Here is a 14459-nt window from a genome sequence, read left to right as displayed (position 1 = left end):
GCCACGGGGGGCCTGCGGTGACCACCGAACCGGAAGACGGGATGGAGCCGATCGCGGTCGTCGGGCTGGCCGGGCGGGTGCCCGGAGCGGCCACCATGGCGGAGTTCTGGCGCAACCAGCGAGACGGCGTCGAGTCGGTCACCAGGTTCAGCACCCGGCAGCTGGTCGACGCCGGGTGGCCGGCGGAGATGGTGACCCACCCCGACTACGTGCCCGCCGCCGCGGTCGTCGGCGACGCCGACCAGTTCGACGCGGAGTTCTTCGGGTACACCGCGCAACAGGCGGAGCTCAGCGATCCCCAGCAGCGGCTCTTCGTCGAGTGCGTCTGGCACGCGCTCGAGGACACCGGACACGACCCGTCGCGGTTCGACGGCGCCGTCGGTGTCTACGCCGGGTGCTTCGCCAACAAGTACCTGCCGCTGAACCTCCTCGCGAACGCGCGGTTCCGGCGGTCGCTGGCGGCGTTCTCCGCCCGGCCGTACAACGACAAGGACTTCCTCGCGACGCGGGCGGCCTACCTGTGCAACCTGCGTGGCCCCGCGATGACCGTCCAGACGGCGTGTTCCACGTCGCTCGTCGCCATCCACCTCGCCTGCCAGGCGCTGCTGGGGCACGAATGCGACATGGCGCTGGCGGGTGCGGTCGCACTGCCCATTCCGCTGATCGGCGGCTATCCGCTGGTCGCGGGCGGGATCTTCGCCCGCGACGGCCACTGCCGGCCCTTCGACGCCGCCGCCGGCGGGACCATTCCCGGGTACGGCGTCACGGTCGTGGCGCTGCGCCGGCTGAGCGACGCGCTCGCGGACGGCGACCACATCCGCGCGGTGATCCGGGGTACGGCGGTCAACAACGACGGCTCGACGAAGTTCGGCTTCAGCGCGCCGAACATGCAGGCGCAGGCCGAGGTGATCGCCACCGCGCACGCGGTCGCCGGCGTCCCGTCGGAGACCATCGGCTACGTCGAGGCGCACGGCACCGGCACCCCGCTCGGCGACCCGATCGAGGTGGCCGGGCTGACCAAGGCCTTCGACACCCGCGAACGCGGGTTCTGCGCACTCGGCTCGGTGAAAGCCAACGTCGGTCACCTGGACGCGGCCGCCGGAGCGGTGGGTTTCGCCCGGGCCGTGCTCGCCCTCGAACACGGCGAGATCCCGCCCAGCATCAACTTCGAGACGCCCAACCCGGCGCTGGTACTGGACCGCACTCCGTTCTACGTGCCGACCACCGTCCGGCCCTGGCCCCGGGGCGCGACACCGCGACGGGCCGGCGTCAGCGCGTTCGGCGTCGGCGGCACCAACGCGCACGTGGTGCTCGAGGAGGCGCCGGCGCGGCCGGACGCCGTGCCCGCACGCGGGTCGCAGGTGCTCGTGCTGTCCGCGCGCACCGGGAAGGCCCTGGCGGCCGCGGCCGGCAATCTCGCCGGCCACCTGGATCGCCACGACGACGTGGACATCGCGGACGTCGCCTACACCCTGCAGGCCGGCCGGTCCGGATTCCCGGTCCGCCGGCACCTGGTGTGCCGCGACCGGACCGAGGCGGTCGCCGCCCTCCACACGCTGGCCGGGTCCGCGTCCGCCACCGGCGTGGTGCCCGCCCGGCAGGTCGTCTTCGTGTTCCCGGGCAGCGGCTCCCACCGCCCGGACGCCGCCGCGGAGATTTACCGCGATGAGCCGGTGTTCGCCGAGCAGGTGGACCGCTGCGCCGAACTGGCACGGCCACGGCTCGGGTACGACCTGCGCCGGCTGCTCTTACCGTCCACAGTGGACGGTCCGGACGACCCGGGCGGCGGGGCGGCAGCGGCCTTCGCCCTGCAGTGGTCCCTCGCGCGGCTGTGGCAGTCGTGGGGCGTCGAGCCCGCCGCGATGATCGGCGTGGGTGACGGAGAGTACGTGGCGGCCTGCCTGGCCGGAGTGCTGGACCTGGCGGACGCCGTCGACCTCACCATCGCCGGCGCCGGGATCCGCTCCCGCGCCGGCGCGGACGGCGTGCCCGACCTGCCCGCGGCCGAGTTCGCCGGCGAGGTGGCGGGCTACGAGCTCAAACCGCCGCAGGTGCCCTACATCTCCGGCGTGACCGGAACCTGGATCGGCCCGGAGGAGGCCGTGGAGCCCGCCTACTGGGCCCGCCACCTCCGCGGACCGGACCGGTTCGCCGACGGCCTGCGGGAGCTGGCCGGCGAGCGCGGCCGGATCCTGCTCGAACTCGGCCCGGGCCGCGTGCTGACCGAAGCCGTTGCACGGCAGGGGATCACGGAGCTGGCGGCCCTGTCCGCACTGCCACCCGCGGACGCGGGCCGGTCCGGCCCGGCCCACCTGCTCGACACCGTCGGCAGGCTGTGGCAGTCCACTGTGGACATCAACTGGGACGCCGTGCACGGCACGGCGCGACCGCGGCGGGTGTCGCTGCCGGGCTACCCGTTCCAGCGGCGCCGCTACTGGATCGGGCCCGACACCGGCAGCTACGAGCCCCTGGGACTGGAGGAGGCGTCATGGACGAGCCGCTCGTTGCCATCGTAGGAGCGGGGGTCATGGGCACCGGGATCTCGACGCTCGTCGTCGGGCACGGCCTGCCCGTGGTGCTGGTGGACGTCGACGAGGGCGTGCTGGAGCGCGCCCGCGCGGCGTCCGCCACCGGGCTGCGGCACGCCCAGCTGACGGGGGCGCTGCCGGCCGGGCGCGCCCCGGGGCAGCTGCGCACGACACTTTCGCTGGGCGACGCCGCGGACGCGACGGTGATCATCGAGGCGGTCACCGAACTGCCCGAGAAGAAGGCGGAGGTGCTCGCCGGCCTCGCGGCCCTGGTCCGGCCCGGGACTCCCCTGATCTCCAACACCTCCGGCATCCCCATCGACGAGATGGCGGCGTGGGTGCCCCGCCCGGAAGACCTCATCGGGACGCACTTCATGAACCCCGCGTACCTCATCGCGATGGTCGAGGTGATCCGCGGCCCGCAGACCGCGGACCGGACCGTCGAGTCGGTGCTGGCGCTGCTGACCCGGCTCGGGCGGCGTGCGGTCGTGGTCAACGACGCACCCGGTTTCGTGACGAGCCGGCTCCTGCACCCGATGATCAACGACGCCGCGCAGGTGATCGGGGCCGGCACCGCCACCGTCGAAGAGGTGGACACCCTGATGCAGGGCTGCCTCGGTCATCCGACGGGTCCGCTGCGCACCGCGGACCTGATCGGCATCGACAACCTCGTCGACGCCCTGAACGCGCTGCACGCCCGGACCGGGGACGAGCGGTGCCGCCCCAGCAAGGTTCTCCTGGACAAAGTCCGGCTGGGTGAGCTCGGCCGGAAAAGCGGCCGTGGCTTCTACGTCTACAGTGAGGCAAAGTCATGAATTCGGAACAGCAAACCGAAAAGGCGACCTTCGACACGGACGCCGTGATCGACGAGATCAGCAGGTTCGTGGCCGAGCAGACCGGGACCCGGCCCGAGGCGGACCAGGACCTCTTCGCCACCGGGGTGGCCAACTCCATGTTCGCCATGCAGCTGGTGGTGTTCCTGGAACAGGCCTACTCCGTGACGGTGGCCGGACCGGACCTGCAGCTGTTCAACTTCCTCACGGTCAAGAGCATGGCCGCGCTGACCGCCCGGCTCCGGGCGGAGTCCGCCGCAGGCTGCGATGTCTGACGGGCTTCCCCCCGGCCACGCGGACACCTGGCGCTTCGTCGAGGAGAACGCCGGCGCCTGGGACATCGCGGGCGAGATCCCGCGCACCGTCCTGAGTGGACTCGGTGCGGCCGGCTTCCTCTGCGCGGAGGTGGCGAAGGAACACGGCGGCCTCGGCATGCTCGGCCAGGAGAGCGGGGAGCTGACCGCGTACGCCGGGAGCCTGTGCAGTTCCGTGCGCAGCGTGATGACCTCGCAGGGAATGGCGGCGTGGATGGTGCAGCGCCTGGGCACCCGCGAACAACGGGCCCGGTTCCTGCCGCAGCTGACCGGCGGCCGGCTCGCGGCCGTCGCCTTCAGCGAACCCGAGGCCGGCAGCGACCTCGGGGCGATGACCGCCGAACTGCGTTTCGCCGGCGACACCGTGGTCGTCGACGGCCACAAGACGTGGATCACCGCCGCGACGTACGCCGACCTGATCGTCGTCGTCGCGAAGGCCGGTGGCGACGCGGCGGCGGTCGTCGTGCCGGCGGACGCCGAGGGGGTCCGGATCGAGAAGATCCCGCACCCCCTCGGCTGTCGCGCGGCCGGGCACGCGCACGTCCGGCTGGACGGCGTCCGGGTGCCGGCCGCGAACGTCCTCGGCGGCACCGGGCTGTCGTTGCCGTTCCTGATCACGACGGCACTGTCCTACGGCCGGATGTCGGTGGCGTGGGGCTGCGCCGGCATCCTGCGCGGCTGCCTCCGCGCGGTGACCGGGCACGCGAAAGCCCGGCGGCAGTTCGGCAAGCCCATCGCGGAGCACCAGCTGGTGTCCCGGATGGTCGCCGATCTCTACACCGCGGAGCAGGTCGCCACCGCCGTGTGCCGGCACGCCGCCGAGTGCTGGGAGTCGGGCTCGCCCGACCAGGTGATCGCCACCGTCCTCGCGAAGCACGTGAGCGCGACCGAGGCCGTGCGCGGAACCGCGTCGGCCGTGCAGATCATGGCCTCGGCGGGCGCGTCGGACGGCCACGTGGTCGCCCGCGGCTACCGGGACGCCAAGCTGATGGAAATCATCGAGGGAAGCAGTGAGATCTGCCGGCTCGAGCTCGCCAGGCACGCCCTCGCGGCCGGGACCGGTCCGGTACGGCGGGAGGCGCAGTGAGCGAACCGATCACCACGGTCAAGTGTGTCGTCTGGGACCTGGACAACACGCTGTGGAAGGGCACCCTGCTCGAGGACGACGACGTGGTCATCGCCGACCACGTCCGCGACACCATCACCGGTCTCGACTCCCGTGGCATCCTTCAGGCCGTCGCCAGCAAGAACGACCACGGCCCGGCCTGGGAGCGCCTCGAAGCCCTCGGCGTCGCCGAGTACTTCGTGCTCGCCAAGATCGGCTGGGGCCCGAAGTCGTCGTCGGTGCGCGCGATCGCCGACGAGCTGAAGTTCGCCCACCACACGATCGCCTTCGTCGACGACCAGCCGGCGGAGCGCGCGGAGGTCGGGTTTCACCTGCCGGAGGTGCGCTGCTACCCGGCCGAGTCGATTTCCGGTCTGCTGGACCTGCCCGAGTACACGCCGGCCACGGTGACGACCGACTCGCGCCGGCGTCGCGAGATGTACCGGTCGAACGTGCGCCGCCAGGCCGAGCAGGAGTCGTTCGACGGGCCGTCGGAGGCGTTCCTGCGCTCGCTGGAGCTGGTGATGGAGATCGGCCGCGCCACGGCGGACGACCTGTCCCGGATGGAGGAGCTGACGCTGCGGACGAGCCAGATGAACGCGACCGGCGTCCACTACTCCGACGCCGATCTGCGTGCCCTTCTGGACGATCCGCGCCACGAGGTCCTGGCGGTGACGATGAGCGACCGCTTCGGCTCGCACGGCGCGGTCGGTGTCGCGCTGCTGGAGAAGGACCCGGCGGTGTGGCACCTGAAGCTCCTGGCCACCTCGTGCCGGGTGGTGTCCTTCGGAGCGGGGGCGACCGTGCTGAACTGGCTGGTGGACGAGGCGGCGACGGCCGGCGCGCACCTGGTCGCGGACTTCCGGCCGACGGCCCGGAACCGGATCATGGACGTCGCGTACCGGTTCGCCGGGTTCACCGACGAGCCCTGCGCCTGCCACGCCGGACTGCCGGCACCGGACAGTGCGGAAACGCGACGCCTGCACCTCACTCCGAGCCCGCGCCCGGCACCCACCACCCTGCACCTGACCGCGTTGCGGCTGGCCACGGCCTGATCCTCGGCCCCGGCAGCACACCGCGCCAGCGCCGAACCGGCCGCTGTCCCTCCGGGGGCAGCGGCCGGTTCGTTTCGGCCGGGCGGGCGAGCCGCCGCGACCCGCGAGTCCGAGGGGACAACGCACCGCGGCCGGCGCCCCGTCGAGGGCGCCGGCCGCGGCCGATCGAGCTGTCACCTCTTGCGAGCGAGGGTGATCCCGTCGGCCATCGTGAGCATCGCGATGTCCACCCGCGGATCGTCGCGCAGAGCCGAGTTGAGCGCCCGGACCGCGACGGTGTCCGGGTCCCGGACGGCCGGGTCGACCACCCGGCCGAAGAAGAGCGTGTTGTCGATGACGATCAGCCCTTCCCGCCGCACCAGGCCGAGCGCTGCCTCGTAGTACGTCCCGTAGCCGGCTTTGTCCGCGTCGATGAACACGAGGTCGAACCGCTCGTCACCGCCTTCTTCCGCGAGGGTGGCCAGCGTCTTCGCCGCGTCGCCGATGCGAACCTCGATGCGCTCGGCGACTCCGGCGCGCTGCCAGTAGTCGGCGCCGATCGCGGGCCACCGGCCGTCGAGGTCGAGGGTGACGACGACGCCGTCCGGCGGCAGCGCCCGCGCCATGCACAACGTGCTGTAGCCGGTGAAAGTCCCGATCTCCAGCACCGACCTGGCCCCGGACAAGCCGACCAGCAGCGCCAGCAGCTGGCCCTCCTCGGCCATCACCTGCATGGCCGAGCCGCCCGGCAGGCCGGCGGTCACCGCCCGGAGCTCGGCCAGCAGCGGGTCATCCCGCAGGGACACCGTGCGGACGTACTCGTGGATTTCCGGTGTCGCCACGATCTGTTCTGCCATGCCGCGGCTCACTTCCTCGCGACGCAGGCGAACGACAGCGGGATCGGGTCACCCGAAATCCGCCAGTTGTGGTCACCGTCGGACTCCATCAGCGGGAGCCGCTGCCGCGCGTCGTAGGGGACCTCGCGGAGGTGTTCGATGGTCAGGCCGGCGTCGATGAGGGCGTTCACCACTTCTTCCACGGTCCACCGCCAGCCGTAGATGGAGTGCTTCTCCACTTCCACCGCGTCGTCGATCTTGTCGGCGTAGCTCTTGGACATCTCGTGGTGCACCTGCCGGGACCGGAAAAGCGAGCGGGCCACCCGGAGTTCGCCGTCGACGTCGTCGAAGAGGTTGAGGATCGGGTGGATCTCCACGATCGTGAGGGTGCCGCCCGGCTTGACGAAGTTCGCCGCCACTTCGGCCCAACGGGGGATGTCGGGCAGGAACGAGAGGGTGCCGTACCCGGTGAACACCATGTCGAACTGCCCGTCGAGCACCTGGGGCAGGTCGTAGAGGTTCGCCTGGACGAACTTCGCGTCGAGGTCCAGCTCGCCGGCGAGGCCGTTCGCGATGTCGATCGCCTCGTCCGAGATGTCGGTGCCGGTCACCTGCGCACCCAGCCGGGCGAGCGAGAGCGAGTTGACGCCGATGTGGCACTGCAGTTCCAGCAGGGACCGGCCGCGGACGTCGCCCAGCTCCTCCCGTTCCAGCTTGCGCAGCATGTTGTGGCCCTGCTTGAACTTTTCCACGTCGTAGTACGACGACTGCAGGTGCGCCCGCGCGCGCAGGTTGAAGCCCTCCTGGTTGGCCGAGATCTTGTCGAGGTCGCTCATCGTGGTCATCGGTGGTTCCCTTCGGCGTGGACGGGTCGGTGTGGACGGTCGCCGGCCACCAGTGGGGCCAGCTCCCGGCGGCTGGTCACCCCCAGCTTCTGGTAGGCCCGGCCCAGGTAGTTGTCGACGGTGCGGGCGGACAGTCCCAGCCGGTGCCCGATGGCGGGGCTGGTGAAGCCGCCGGCGGCCAGCAGCGCGACGTCCCGCTCGCGCCGGGTGAGCCCGGCCAGCCGGGCCGTGAGCCGCAGCAGCGGGGTGGCCGCGTCCGGGCGCGCGACGCCTCCGGCGGGCGCGGCGGCCTGCCGCAGCGCGGCCGCGGCGGTGGCGGTCTCCGCGGCGAACAGGTCCATCCCGAGTTCGGTGAACTTCGCCGTGGCGACGTCCAGGGCCCCGGGATCGGACCGGGCCAGCGCGGCCGCGGCGCTCGCCATCACCGGCACGAGCGGCCCCTGCACCACGTCGGCGAGCTCGGCGAGGCGATGCCGTACGGCGTTCGGATCGCCGAGCCGGGACACGTCGTAGCGGGCCATGGCTTCGACGGCGTACTGCCCCGAAGCCATGGCGACGTCGGCTGCCGTGCGCGCCTGCCGGGCGGCGAGCGTGGTGTCGCCGCCCGCCGCGGTGATCCACGCCCGGCTCAGGGTCAGCCACGGGACGAACATGCGGCACCCGGGTGCCGCGTCGGCGAGCAGCCGGGTCTGCTCGGCGCCGGCCAGGTCGCCGGACACGGCGCGGGCCACGGCGAGCTCGGCCAGGCACGGCGCCAGCAGCGGACCCGAGCTGCCGCCGTCGAACAGGTGCGAAGCGGTCTCGAGATCGGCGATGGCGGCCGTCAGGTCGCCCCGGGTCTTGGCGGCCGCGCCGCGCAGAGCCAGCCAGCCACCGGCCACCGCGACGCTTCCGGCGGCCACCGCGTCCCGGTACCCGTCGTCGGCCATCCGGTGCGCCTGCCGCACCTGGCCGGCGAGCAGCAACACGAAGCAGTGCGCGTAACCGATCTCGGCGGACCGGGGCCGGCCCCGGCCGGGCCGGGTGGCGGCCGCGAGCGCTTGGCCGAACCGGCCGGCCAGGCCGGCCGCGACGACCACGGTGATCACCGCCGGCGGGATCGCCTCGTCGGGTACCGGCCGGTCGGCCAGTACGTTCTCCCCCGCGGCCAGTGCCGCGCGGGTGCGGCCGTCCAGCAGCAGCAAGCCGGCCCGGTGCGCCGCGGTCACCGGGCTGCCGACGTCGCGCAGCACGCGGTGCGCGGCCTCGACGTCGCCCGCTCCCCAGTACTTGATCGCCGCCGCGGTCACGGCCCAGCGGGTGCGGCGGGCCAGCGGGGCATCGCCGGCCGGCTGGCGGGGCAGCACCTCCTCGGCGTACTCGTACAGCCCTTGCCGCACCAGCACCTCGGCCATGAGCTGGCCAACCGGGGTGCTGCCGCCCAGGCGGTGGTTCGCCGAGGTCGCCGCCGCCTTGGCCAGGTCGAGGTGCACCTTGACCAGCACTCGCTGTCCCTCTGGGAGCAGCCGGCTCCGCCGCGGCACCGTGTCGAGCGAACCTGCCGGCAGGACCGCGGCCGAGGAGGGTTCCAGGACGTCGCCGTACTCCGGACCCGCCGTCACGAGGCCCGTCCGGCCGGTGCGGGCCTGTCGGCGGGGTCTCCGCCGGTGCGCTTTTCTCCAGTACCGCGGGCGAGTGCCGGAAAGCGCGCATCTGCCGCTACGGATGAATGCGTTTCGGAGATACGACATTCGGCCGATTCATTCGCCGGAAAAATATGTCTTGGAAATCGACGGCAGAGCAAAGAACCCCCCAGGGTCGTCAGCTGAAGAATATTCGCACCGAGCGTGCCACTCAAAGGGTTCGAAAGGGACAGCGTCCGGAATTGATCTTTCGATATTCGATCAACGAACCCCCCATGGCTCCGCCACCTTCGAACAGATTTCCAGCATAAACAGGGAATATATGCAATGTCAACCAATTGTGCCGCCCGTCAAACGGCCGGTACCGGACGGCGTCCGGATCGTTTCGATCAAACGATCGAATTCCGCTGCTCACGCTCATGCACAAGCAAAAAGGTGATTCCACCTCGTGGGAGCACGAGGCGGAATCACCCTTTTTGCGGTTCGAGCCGTGCGGTCAGACGGCCGGATTCAGGTCAACCTGTTTCTCGGGTTCGGCCACCGGAGCCGCCGGCGGCCGCCGGAAGTTCAGCGTGACCAGCACGATGAGCAGAATGCCCGCCACGGTGACCCACATGGTGGTGCGCAGCCCGTCGGCGGTGGCGACGCGCAACGCCTCACCGGTCAGCCCCTCGTGCCCGGCGTTCAGGACCGCCACCAGAACGGCGAGCCCGACCGCGGCGCCGACCTGCTGGCCGGTCGAGGCGATCCCCGAGGCGATGCCCTGGTTCTCTTCCGCGACACCGGTGGTCGCCGCCGCGTACATCGCGGTGAAGATGGTGCCCTGGCCGATGCTCAGGACGAACACACCCGGCACCAGCGCCAGGTACGAACCGGTCGCCGAAATGGTGACCGCGAAGGCCGCGGTGCCGATGGCCCCGGTGATCAGCGCGATGATCAGCGTGGTGCGCGCCCCGAGCCGGGTGACCAGCTTCCCGCCGGACAGGTTGCCGATCAGCACGCCCACACACGGCGTGAGGAAGGCGATCCCGCTCAGCGTCGCGTTGTAACCGAGCACCGACTGGAAGTAGACGGTGTAGAAGTAGGGCAGTGCACCGAACGTCCCCATGAACACGAAGACGACGACGGTACCCGTGCTCAGGTTCCGGTTGCGCAACAGGCGAAGCGGCAGCAGCGGGTCGTGGCCGCGACCCTCGATGACGAGGAACCCGGCGAGCACGATCACCGCGATGGCCCCGCCGATCAGGATCGGCGGCGAGGTCCAGCCCGACACCGGTCCCTGGACGAGGGTGAACACCAGCAGCGTCGCCCCCACGGTCGCGGTCAGCGCGCCGGGCAGGTCGAACTTGCGCCGGGCGCCCTGCCGGTCGGCGTCCTTCGGGATGATGAAGAAGGTGAGCAGCATGGCACCACCGGCGAGCGGGACGTTGGCGAAGAAGATCGACGCCCAGCCGAAGGCGCCGGTCAGCACGCCGCCGAGCAGCGAACCGAGGATCATGCCGCTGCCGCCGGCACCGCCCCAGATCGCCAGCGCCCGGTTGCGCTCCGGTCCTTCGGCAAAGGTGGTGGTGACCAGGGAAAGCGTTGCCGGGGCGAGGAAAGCGCCACCGATCCCCTGCACAGCACGCGCCACGATCAGGACCGTCGGATCGCTCGCGAGCCCGCCGGCGAGCGAGGAAACCGCGTAGAGGAACAGCCCGAAGGCGAACACCCGGCGGCGGCCGAACAGGTCGGCCGCACGGCCGCCGAGCAGCAGGAAGCCGCCGAAGGCGACGGCGTAGGCGCTGACGACCCACTGGAGGGTGTGCGCGGAGAAGCCGACACCGGAACCGATGTCGGGCAGCGCCACGAAAACGATGCTGTAGTCGATGGCGTAAATGCACTGGGCGAAAGCCAGCAGGGCCAGGATCCAGCCGAGGCGTCGGCGGGACGGCGTCTCGGCGCCGGCGACAGCAGGAGGCATTTTCTGTGCCTATCCTTTCTGAGGGTGGGTTCTTCGGGCCGAGCTGGTCGACGAAATTTTCGGAAAGCGTGAGGTCAAGATTTGTCCCAAGTGGACAGTGTCGCTACAATGGGAAAGAGAACCCGCGCCGTTGCGGATCATGGGCCCGCCGGCATCCGGCGGGCAGGGGCAACACAGTGCCGCGTTCTATTCTCGCACTCCGGCGGTCACGGGCGCCAGGTGTTTTCGGTGTTCGCTTGACCCCCTCGGTCGTATTCGGTGCCGGCTATCGGTGTCCGGCGGTCGTTTTCACCTCGGCCGGGTGCGGCTCGAGGTGGTCGCGGAACCATTGCACGACCGCGGCGTCGAGCTCGTCCCGTTCCGCCCGGTCGTCCGGGAGATGGCCGCGGGAAAGGCGGATGAATCGCACGGTCTTGCCCAGCCCGGTCAGCGTCTCGTACAGCCGCTCGGTGCCGTTGATGCCGACAGTGGTGTCGTTCACCGCGTGGGCCAGCAGCAGCGGCGCCCGGACTTCGGCTGCGTGGGTCAGCGGGCTCGCCGTCCTCAGCCTCGCCAGATCCGCCGGATCACCGACGTCCCCGATCCACTCCACGACCCGCCGGCTCCACGTCGGCGGCAGGGACCGGACGTCCTCTTCGAGGTCGGCCGGCCCGCAGATCGCGACACCGGCCCGCCAGTACTCCGGCAGCCTGGTCAGGCAGCTGAGCGCCGCGAACCCGCCGTAGGAGATCCCGTGGACACCGAGCCGGTCGCCGTCCACCCCGTCGAGGCTCCGGAGAAAACCCGCGGCGGCTTCGAAATCGGCCAGGTCACCGCCGCCCCAGTCGCGGTAGATCAGCCGCTGGTAGGCCAGCCCCCGCCCGGTCGACCCCCGTACGTTCGGCGTCAGCACGGCGATTCCGGCTCGCACCAGCCGCTGGATCAGCGGGTCGTGGACCGGCAGCGCGGCCCATTCCGGACCGCCGTGGATGCTGAGCACCGCGGGAACGGGACCGGCCACCGGACGCGGGCGGTACAGCAGCCCGGATATCTCGAGCCCGCCGGTTCCGGTGAACCGGACCGTTTCCGGCGCGACGAGGTCGTCCGGCAGCCCGTCGCCGAAGCCGGTGAGCGGGCGCGTCTCGCCGGAAGTCGGGTCCACCAGCAGGAATTCGGTCGCCCGGTCGCCGGCACCGACCTGGGCGAGCAGCCGGTCTCCGGCGAACCGCGGCACGTAGCCGTCGTAGCCGAACGGCTGGGAGGCGAATCCGGGCAGTTCGACCGCGGTCTCCGACGTGCACAGGATCGTGCACTGGTCCTGCGGCAGGGCCCAGACGACCTGCGGGCCCACGATCACGTTCTCCACGTCGGCGTCCGGCGTGGCGATCCACTCCAGCGCCCGGCCCGGGACGAGCAGGGCGGCCCCGAGGAAGTCGCGGCCCTCCGTGGTGCACAGGTAGATGCCGTCCTCGTTCCACCCACCCGGCTGGTACTTCGCCGGGCCCTCGTGCGGGGTGAGGTGCCGGATCCGGCCGGTCTCGAGATCGCAGGTGAACAGGTCGTGGTCGGTGTTCTGGTGGAACCTCAGGACGAGCAGGTACCGGGAGTCCGGCGAGAAGAACATCGGCACGTAGCGGTCGTCGCCCTCGAGGACCATCCTGGTCTCGCCGGTCGTCAGGTCCCGCACGTAGACGTCCAGGCAGGTGACGTCACGCGCGCTGGTCGCGTAGGCGAGCAGCCGGCCGTCCGGGCTGTACGGACGGCTCGAGCTCGAATACGGCACGCCGATCTCGCGCCGGACACCGGGTTCCGCGGCCAGCCACTCCACCTCGCCGGTGCCGGGATCGAGCTCGGCCAGCCGGTAGTCCTGGCCGCCGGTCACGTCCGTCACGACCAGCAGGCGCGACTCGTCCGGCCGCCACGCCAGCCGCGTGACCGCGCCGTCGATCGGGAACATCCGCCGCTCCCCCGCCCAGGTCTGGAACCACGGCTGCGGCCGGCCGGATTCGTCGCCGACGTAAGCGAAGCCGTCTTTCGCCGGCCACGCACCCCAGACGGTCATGACTGCGCCGCCAGCGCGAGCTGGATCGTCGCCGCGGTGACGATCCCCCGGTGGAACAAGTCGAGGTCGAGGTTCTCGTCGGGGGCGTGGTTGGCCTCGTCGGCGTTGGCCATGGGCACGCCGTAGCAGGGAACGTCGAGCCCGTCGCCGAGCACCGCGATCGGCAGGCTTCCCCCGATCGAGGGAAGCAGCAGCGGCCGCTGCCCGTGCGCGTCCTCGACCGCCTGGACGATCGTTCCGGTGTAAGGGGTTTCGGGCAGCGTGGTGGACGGGGCCACGGCCGCGTCGGGCACGAATTCGACGTCGGGAGCGTACTTCTCGACGTGCCGCCGGATGGCCTCGGCGACCTGGGCCGGTGTCTGACCGCCGACCAGCCGGGCCTCGCACCGGGCGACGGCGACGTCCGGGATCACCGCGCGGTGGTCCCCGGAGTCCTCGCAGCTCAACGAGTTCACGGTCAGCGTCGGCACCGCCAGGCGTTCGTGGAAGCCCAAGCCGGCCGGCGGCTCCATGCCCGTCACCCCGATCGCTTCGAGTGTTCCGGCCAGGTCCACCGGGAGATCGGTCAGCGCGGCACGCTGGCCGTCGCTCAACGGCGCGACGTCGTCGGCGAACCCGGCGACGGTCACGACCCCGTCCGCCGTGCGCATGGTGGCCAGCAGCTGCACCAGTGCCCACGCGGGGTTCGGCGCGACGCCGCCCCAGTGCCCCGAGTGCAACGGCCGGTTCGCGCCCCGCGCACGCAGCTCGAACATGAGGATTCCGCGCATCCCGAGGACCACGCACGCCCGGCCCGAGTCGTGCACCGGCCCGTCGCTCCAGATCACCAGATCGGGCCGGCCGACCTGGCGGACGGCCGCGGCGAGGTTGGGGCTGCCGATCTCCTCTTCGCCGTCGAGCAGCACCGTGACCCGGCAGGGGTATCCGCCGGTGAGGTCCCGCAGGGCACGCAACCCCAGCAGCTGTGCGAGGTTCTGTCCCTTGTTGTCGCCGGTGCCGCGCCCGTACATCCGGCCGTCACGGATCGACGGCACGAACGGCGGCGTCGTCCACAGTTCGAGCGGGCCGGGCGGCTGCACGTCGTAGTGGCCGTAGATCAGCACGTGCGGCCCGGGTCCGTCCGCCGTCCCGATCAGCGCGGGCCAGCCGCCGGTCTCGGCTTCGCGCGCCTCCAGACCGGACGCGCGGAGCAGCCGGAGACCGTGTGCCGCGGCCTCGGCCATGCCCTCGCCGGTCCGGCTCACGCTCGGCCGGGAGATCCAGTCCGCCAGCTCGGCGACCAGGTCCCGGTCGTTAACCCACGCCCTGAGCTGCTCGATCACCGGACCTCCAACTGAT

The 14459-nt window shown here is 71.6% G+C and carries 11 protein-coding genes; 5 read left to right on the top strand and 6 right to left on the bottom strand.

What is annotated here, in order from left to right; translation table 11 throughout:
• The first annotated feature begins 17 nt into the window (after positions 1-17).
• From OHS58_RS09370 to OHS58_RS09350, 5 genes are read left to right on the top strand one after another with little or no spacing between them, the layout of a single operon-like run.
• Positions 18-2516 carry a type I polyketide synthase gene (locus tag OHS58_RS09370; RefSeq protein ID WP_328647915.1) on the top strand — a complete coding sequence of 833 codons (2499 nt, stop codon included), beginning with the start codon at positions 18-20 and terminating at the stop codon, positions 2514-2516.
• Positions 2489-3343 carry a 3-hydroxyacyl-CoA dehydrogenase family protein gene (locus OHS58_RS09365; protein ID WP_326950200.1) on the top strand — a complete coding sequence of 285 codons (855 nt, stop codon included), beginning with the start codon at positions 2489-2491 and terminating at the stop codon, positions 3341-3343. Before OHS58_RS09370 ends, OHS58_RS09365 begins: the two co-directional genes overlap by 28 nt.
• Entirely contained in the window at positions 3340-3636 is a 297-nt protein-coding gene (locus tag OHS58_RS09360) for an acyl carrier protein (protein ID WP_247052388.1), read from the top strand. The genes OHS58_RS09365 and OHS58_RS09360 overlap by 4 nt, the downstream gene beginning before the upstream one ends.
• The gene (locus OHS58_RS09355) at positions 3629-4762 is read left to right on the top strand and encodes an acyl-CoA dehydrogenase family protein (RefSeq protein WP_328647914.1); all 1134 of its coding nucleotides are present in this window, start codon (positions 3629-3631) and stop codon (positions 4760-4762) included. Before OHS58_RS09360 ends, OHS58_RS09355 begins: the two co-directional genes overlap by 8 nt.
• Positions 4759-5835 (top strand): HAD-IIIC family phosphatase, encoded by a 1077-nt coding sequence (locus OHS58_RS09350; protein WP_328647913.1) that lies wholly within the window; start codon positions 4759-4761, stop codon positions 5833-5835. Before OHS58_RS09355 ends, OHS58_RS09350 begins: the two co-directional genes overlap by 4 nt.
• A 173-nt stretch (positions 5836-6008) precedes the next feature.
• On the opposite strand, the gene OHS58_RS09345 is transcribed toward OHS58_RS09350, so the two are convergent.
• The 6 genes from OHS58_RS09345 to OHS58_RS09320 all read right to left on the bottom strand — a co-directional run bounded on the left by OHS58_RS09345 (position 6009) and on the right by OHS58_RS09320 (position 14443).
• Complete coding sequence (locus OHS58_RS09345) at positions 6009-6671, bottom strand: O-methyltransferase (RefSeq protein WP_328647912.1); 663 nt, start codon at positions 6669-6671, stop codon at positions 6009-6011.
• Between the two features lie 8 nt (positions 6672-6679).
• On the bottom strand, positions 6680-7495 hold the full coding sequence (locus OHS58_RS09340) for a class I SAM-dependent methyltransferase (protein ID WP_328647911.1): 816 nt from the start codon (positions 7493-7495) through the stop codon (positions 6680-6682).
• A complete protein-coding gene (locus OHS58_RS09335) occupies positions 7492-9096 on the bottom strand; it encodes a helix-turn-helix transcriptional regulator (RefSeq protein WP_328647910.1) in 1605 nt (534 codons plus the stop codon). Before OHS58_RS09335 ends, OHS58_RS09340 begins: the two co-directional genes overlap by 4 nt.
• Positions 9097-9613: 517 nt before the next feature.
• Positions 9614-11080, bottom strand: coding sequence for an MFS transporter (locus OHS58_RS09330; RefSeq protein WP_326950206.1), 1467 nt, complete (start codon positions 11078-11080; stop codon positions 9614-9616).
• Positions 11081-11345: 265 nt separating this feature from the next.
• Positions 11346-13121 (bottom strand): S9 family peptidase, encoded by a 1776-nt coding sequence (locus tag OHS58_RS09325; RefSeq protein WP_326950207.1) that lies wholly within the window; start codon positions 13119-13121, stop codon positions 11346-11348.
• Positions 13118-14443 carry a M20/M25/M40 family metallo-hydrolase gene (locus OHS58_RS09320; protein ID WP_328647909.1) on the bottom strand — a complete coding sequence of 442 codons (1326 nt, stop codon included), beginning with the start codon at positions 14441-14443 and terminating at the stop codon, positions 13118-13120. The genes OHS58_RS09325 and OHS58_RS09320 overlap by 4 nt, the downstream gene beginning before the upstream one ends.
• Positions 14444-14459 lie beyond the last annotated feature (16 nt).

Source organism: Amycolatopsis sp. NBC_00348 (assembly GCF_036114655.1).
In the GTDB taxonomy this organism is placed as follows: Bacteria; Actinomycetota; Actinomycetes; order Mycobacteriales; family Pseudonocardiaceae; genus Amycolatopsis.
Note: the sequence above shows the minus strand (reverse complement) of the source record. Positions and strands in the feature narration are given on the sequence as shown.

Coding starts and splice junctions, on each gene's coding strand:
- OHS58_RS09365 (WP_326950200.1), top strand. CDS start 2,489: ATGGACGAGCCGCTCGTTGCCATCGTAGGAGCGGGGGTCATGGGCACC.
- OHS58_RS09360 (WP_247052388.1), top strand. CDS start 3,340: ATGAATTCGGAACAGCAAACCGAAAAGGCGACCTTCGACACGGACGCC.
- OHS58_RS09355 (WP_328647914.1), top strand. CDS start 3,629: ATGTCTGACGGGCTTCCCCCCGGCCACGCGGACACCTGGCGCTTCGTC.
- OHS58_RS09345 (WP_328647912.1), bottom strand. CDS start 6,671: ATGGCAGAACAGATCGTGGCGACACCGGAAATCCACGAGTACGTCCGC.
- OHS58_RS09340 (WP_328647911.1), bottom strand. CDS start 7,495: ATGACCACGATGAGCGACCTCGACAAGATCTCGGCCAACCAGGAGGGC.
- OHS58_RS09330 (WP_326950206.1), bottom strand. CDS start 11,080: ATGCCTCCTGCTGTCGCCGGCGCCGAGACGCCGTCCCGCCGACGCCTC.
- OHS58_RS09325 (WP_326950207.1), bottom strand. CDS start 13,121: ATGACCGTCTGGGGTGCGTGGCCGGCGAAAGACGGCTTCGCTTACGTC.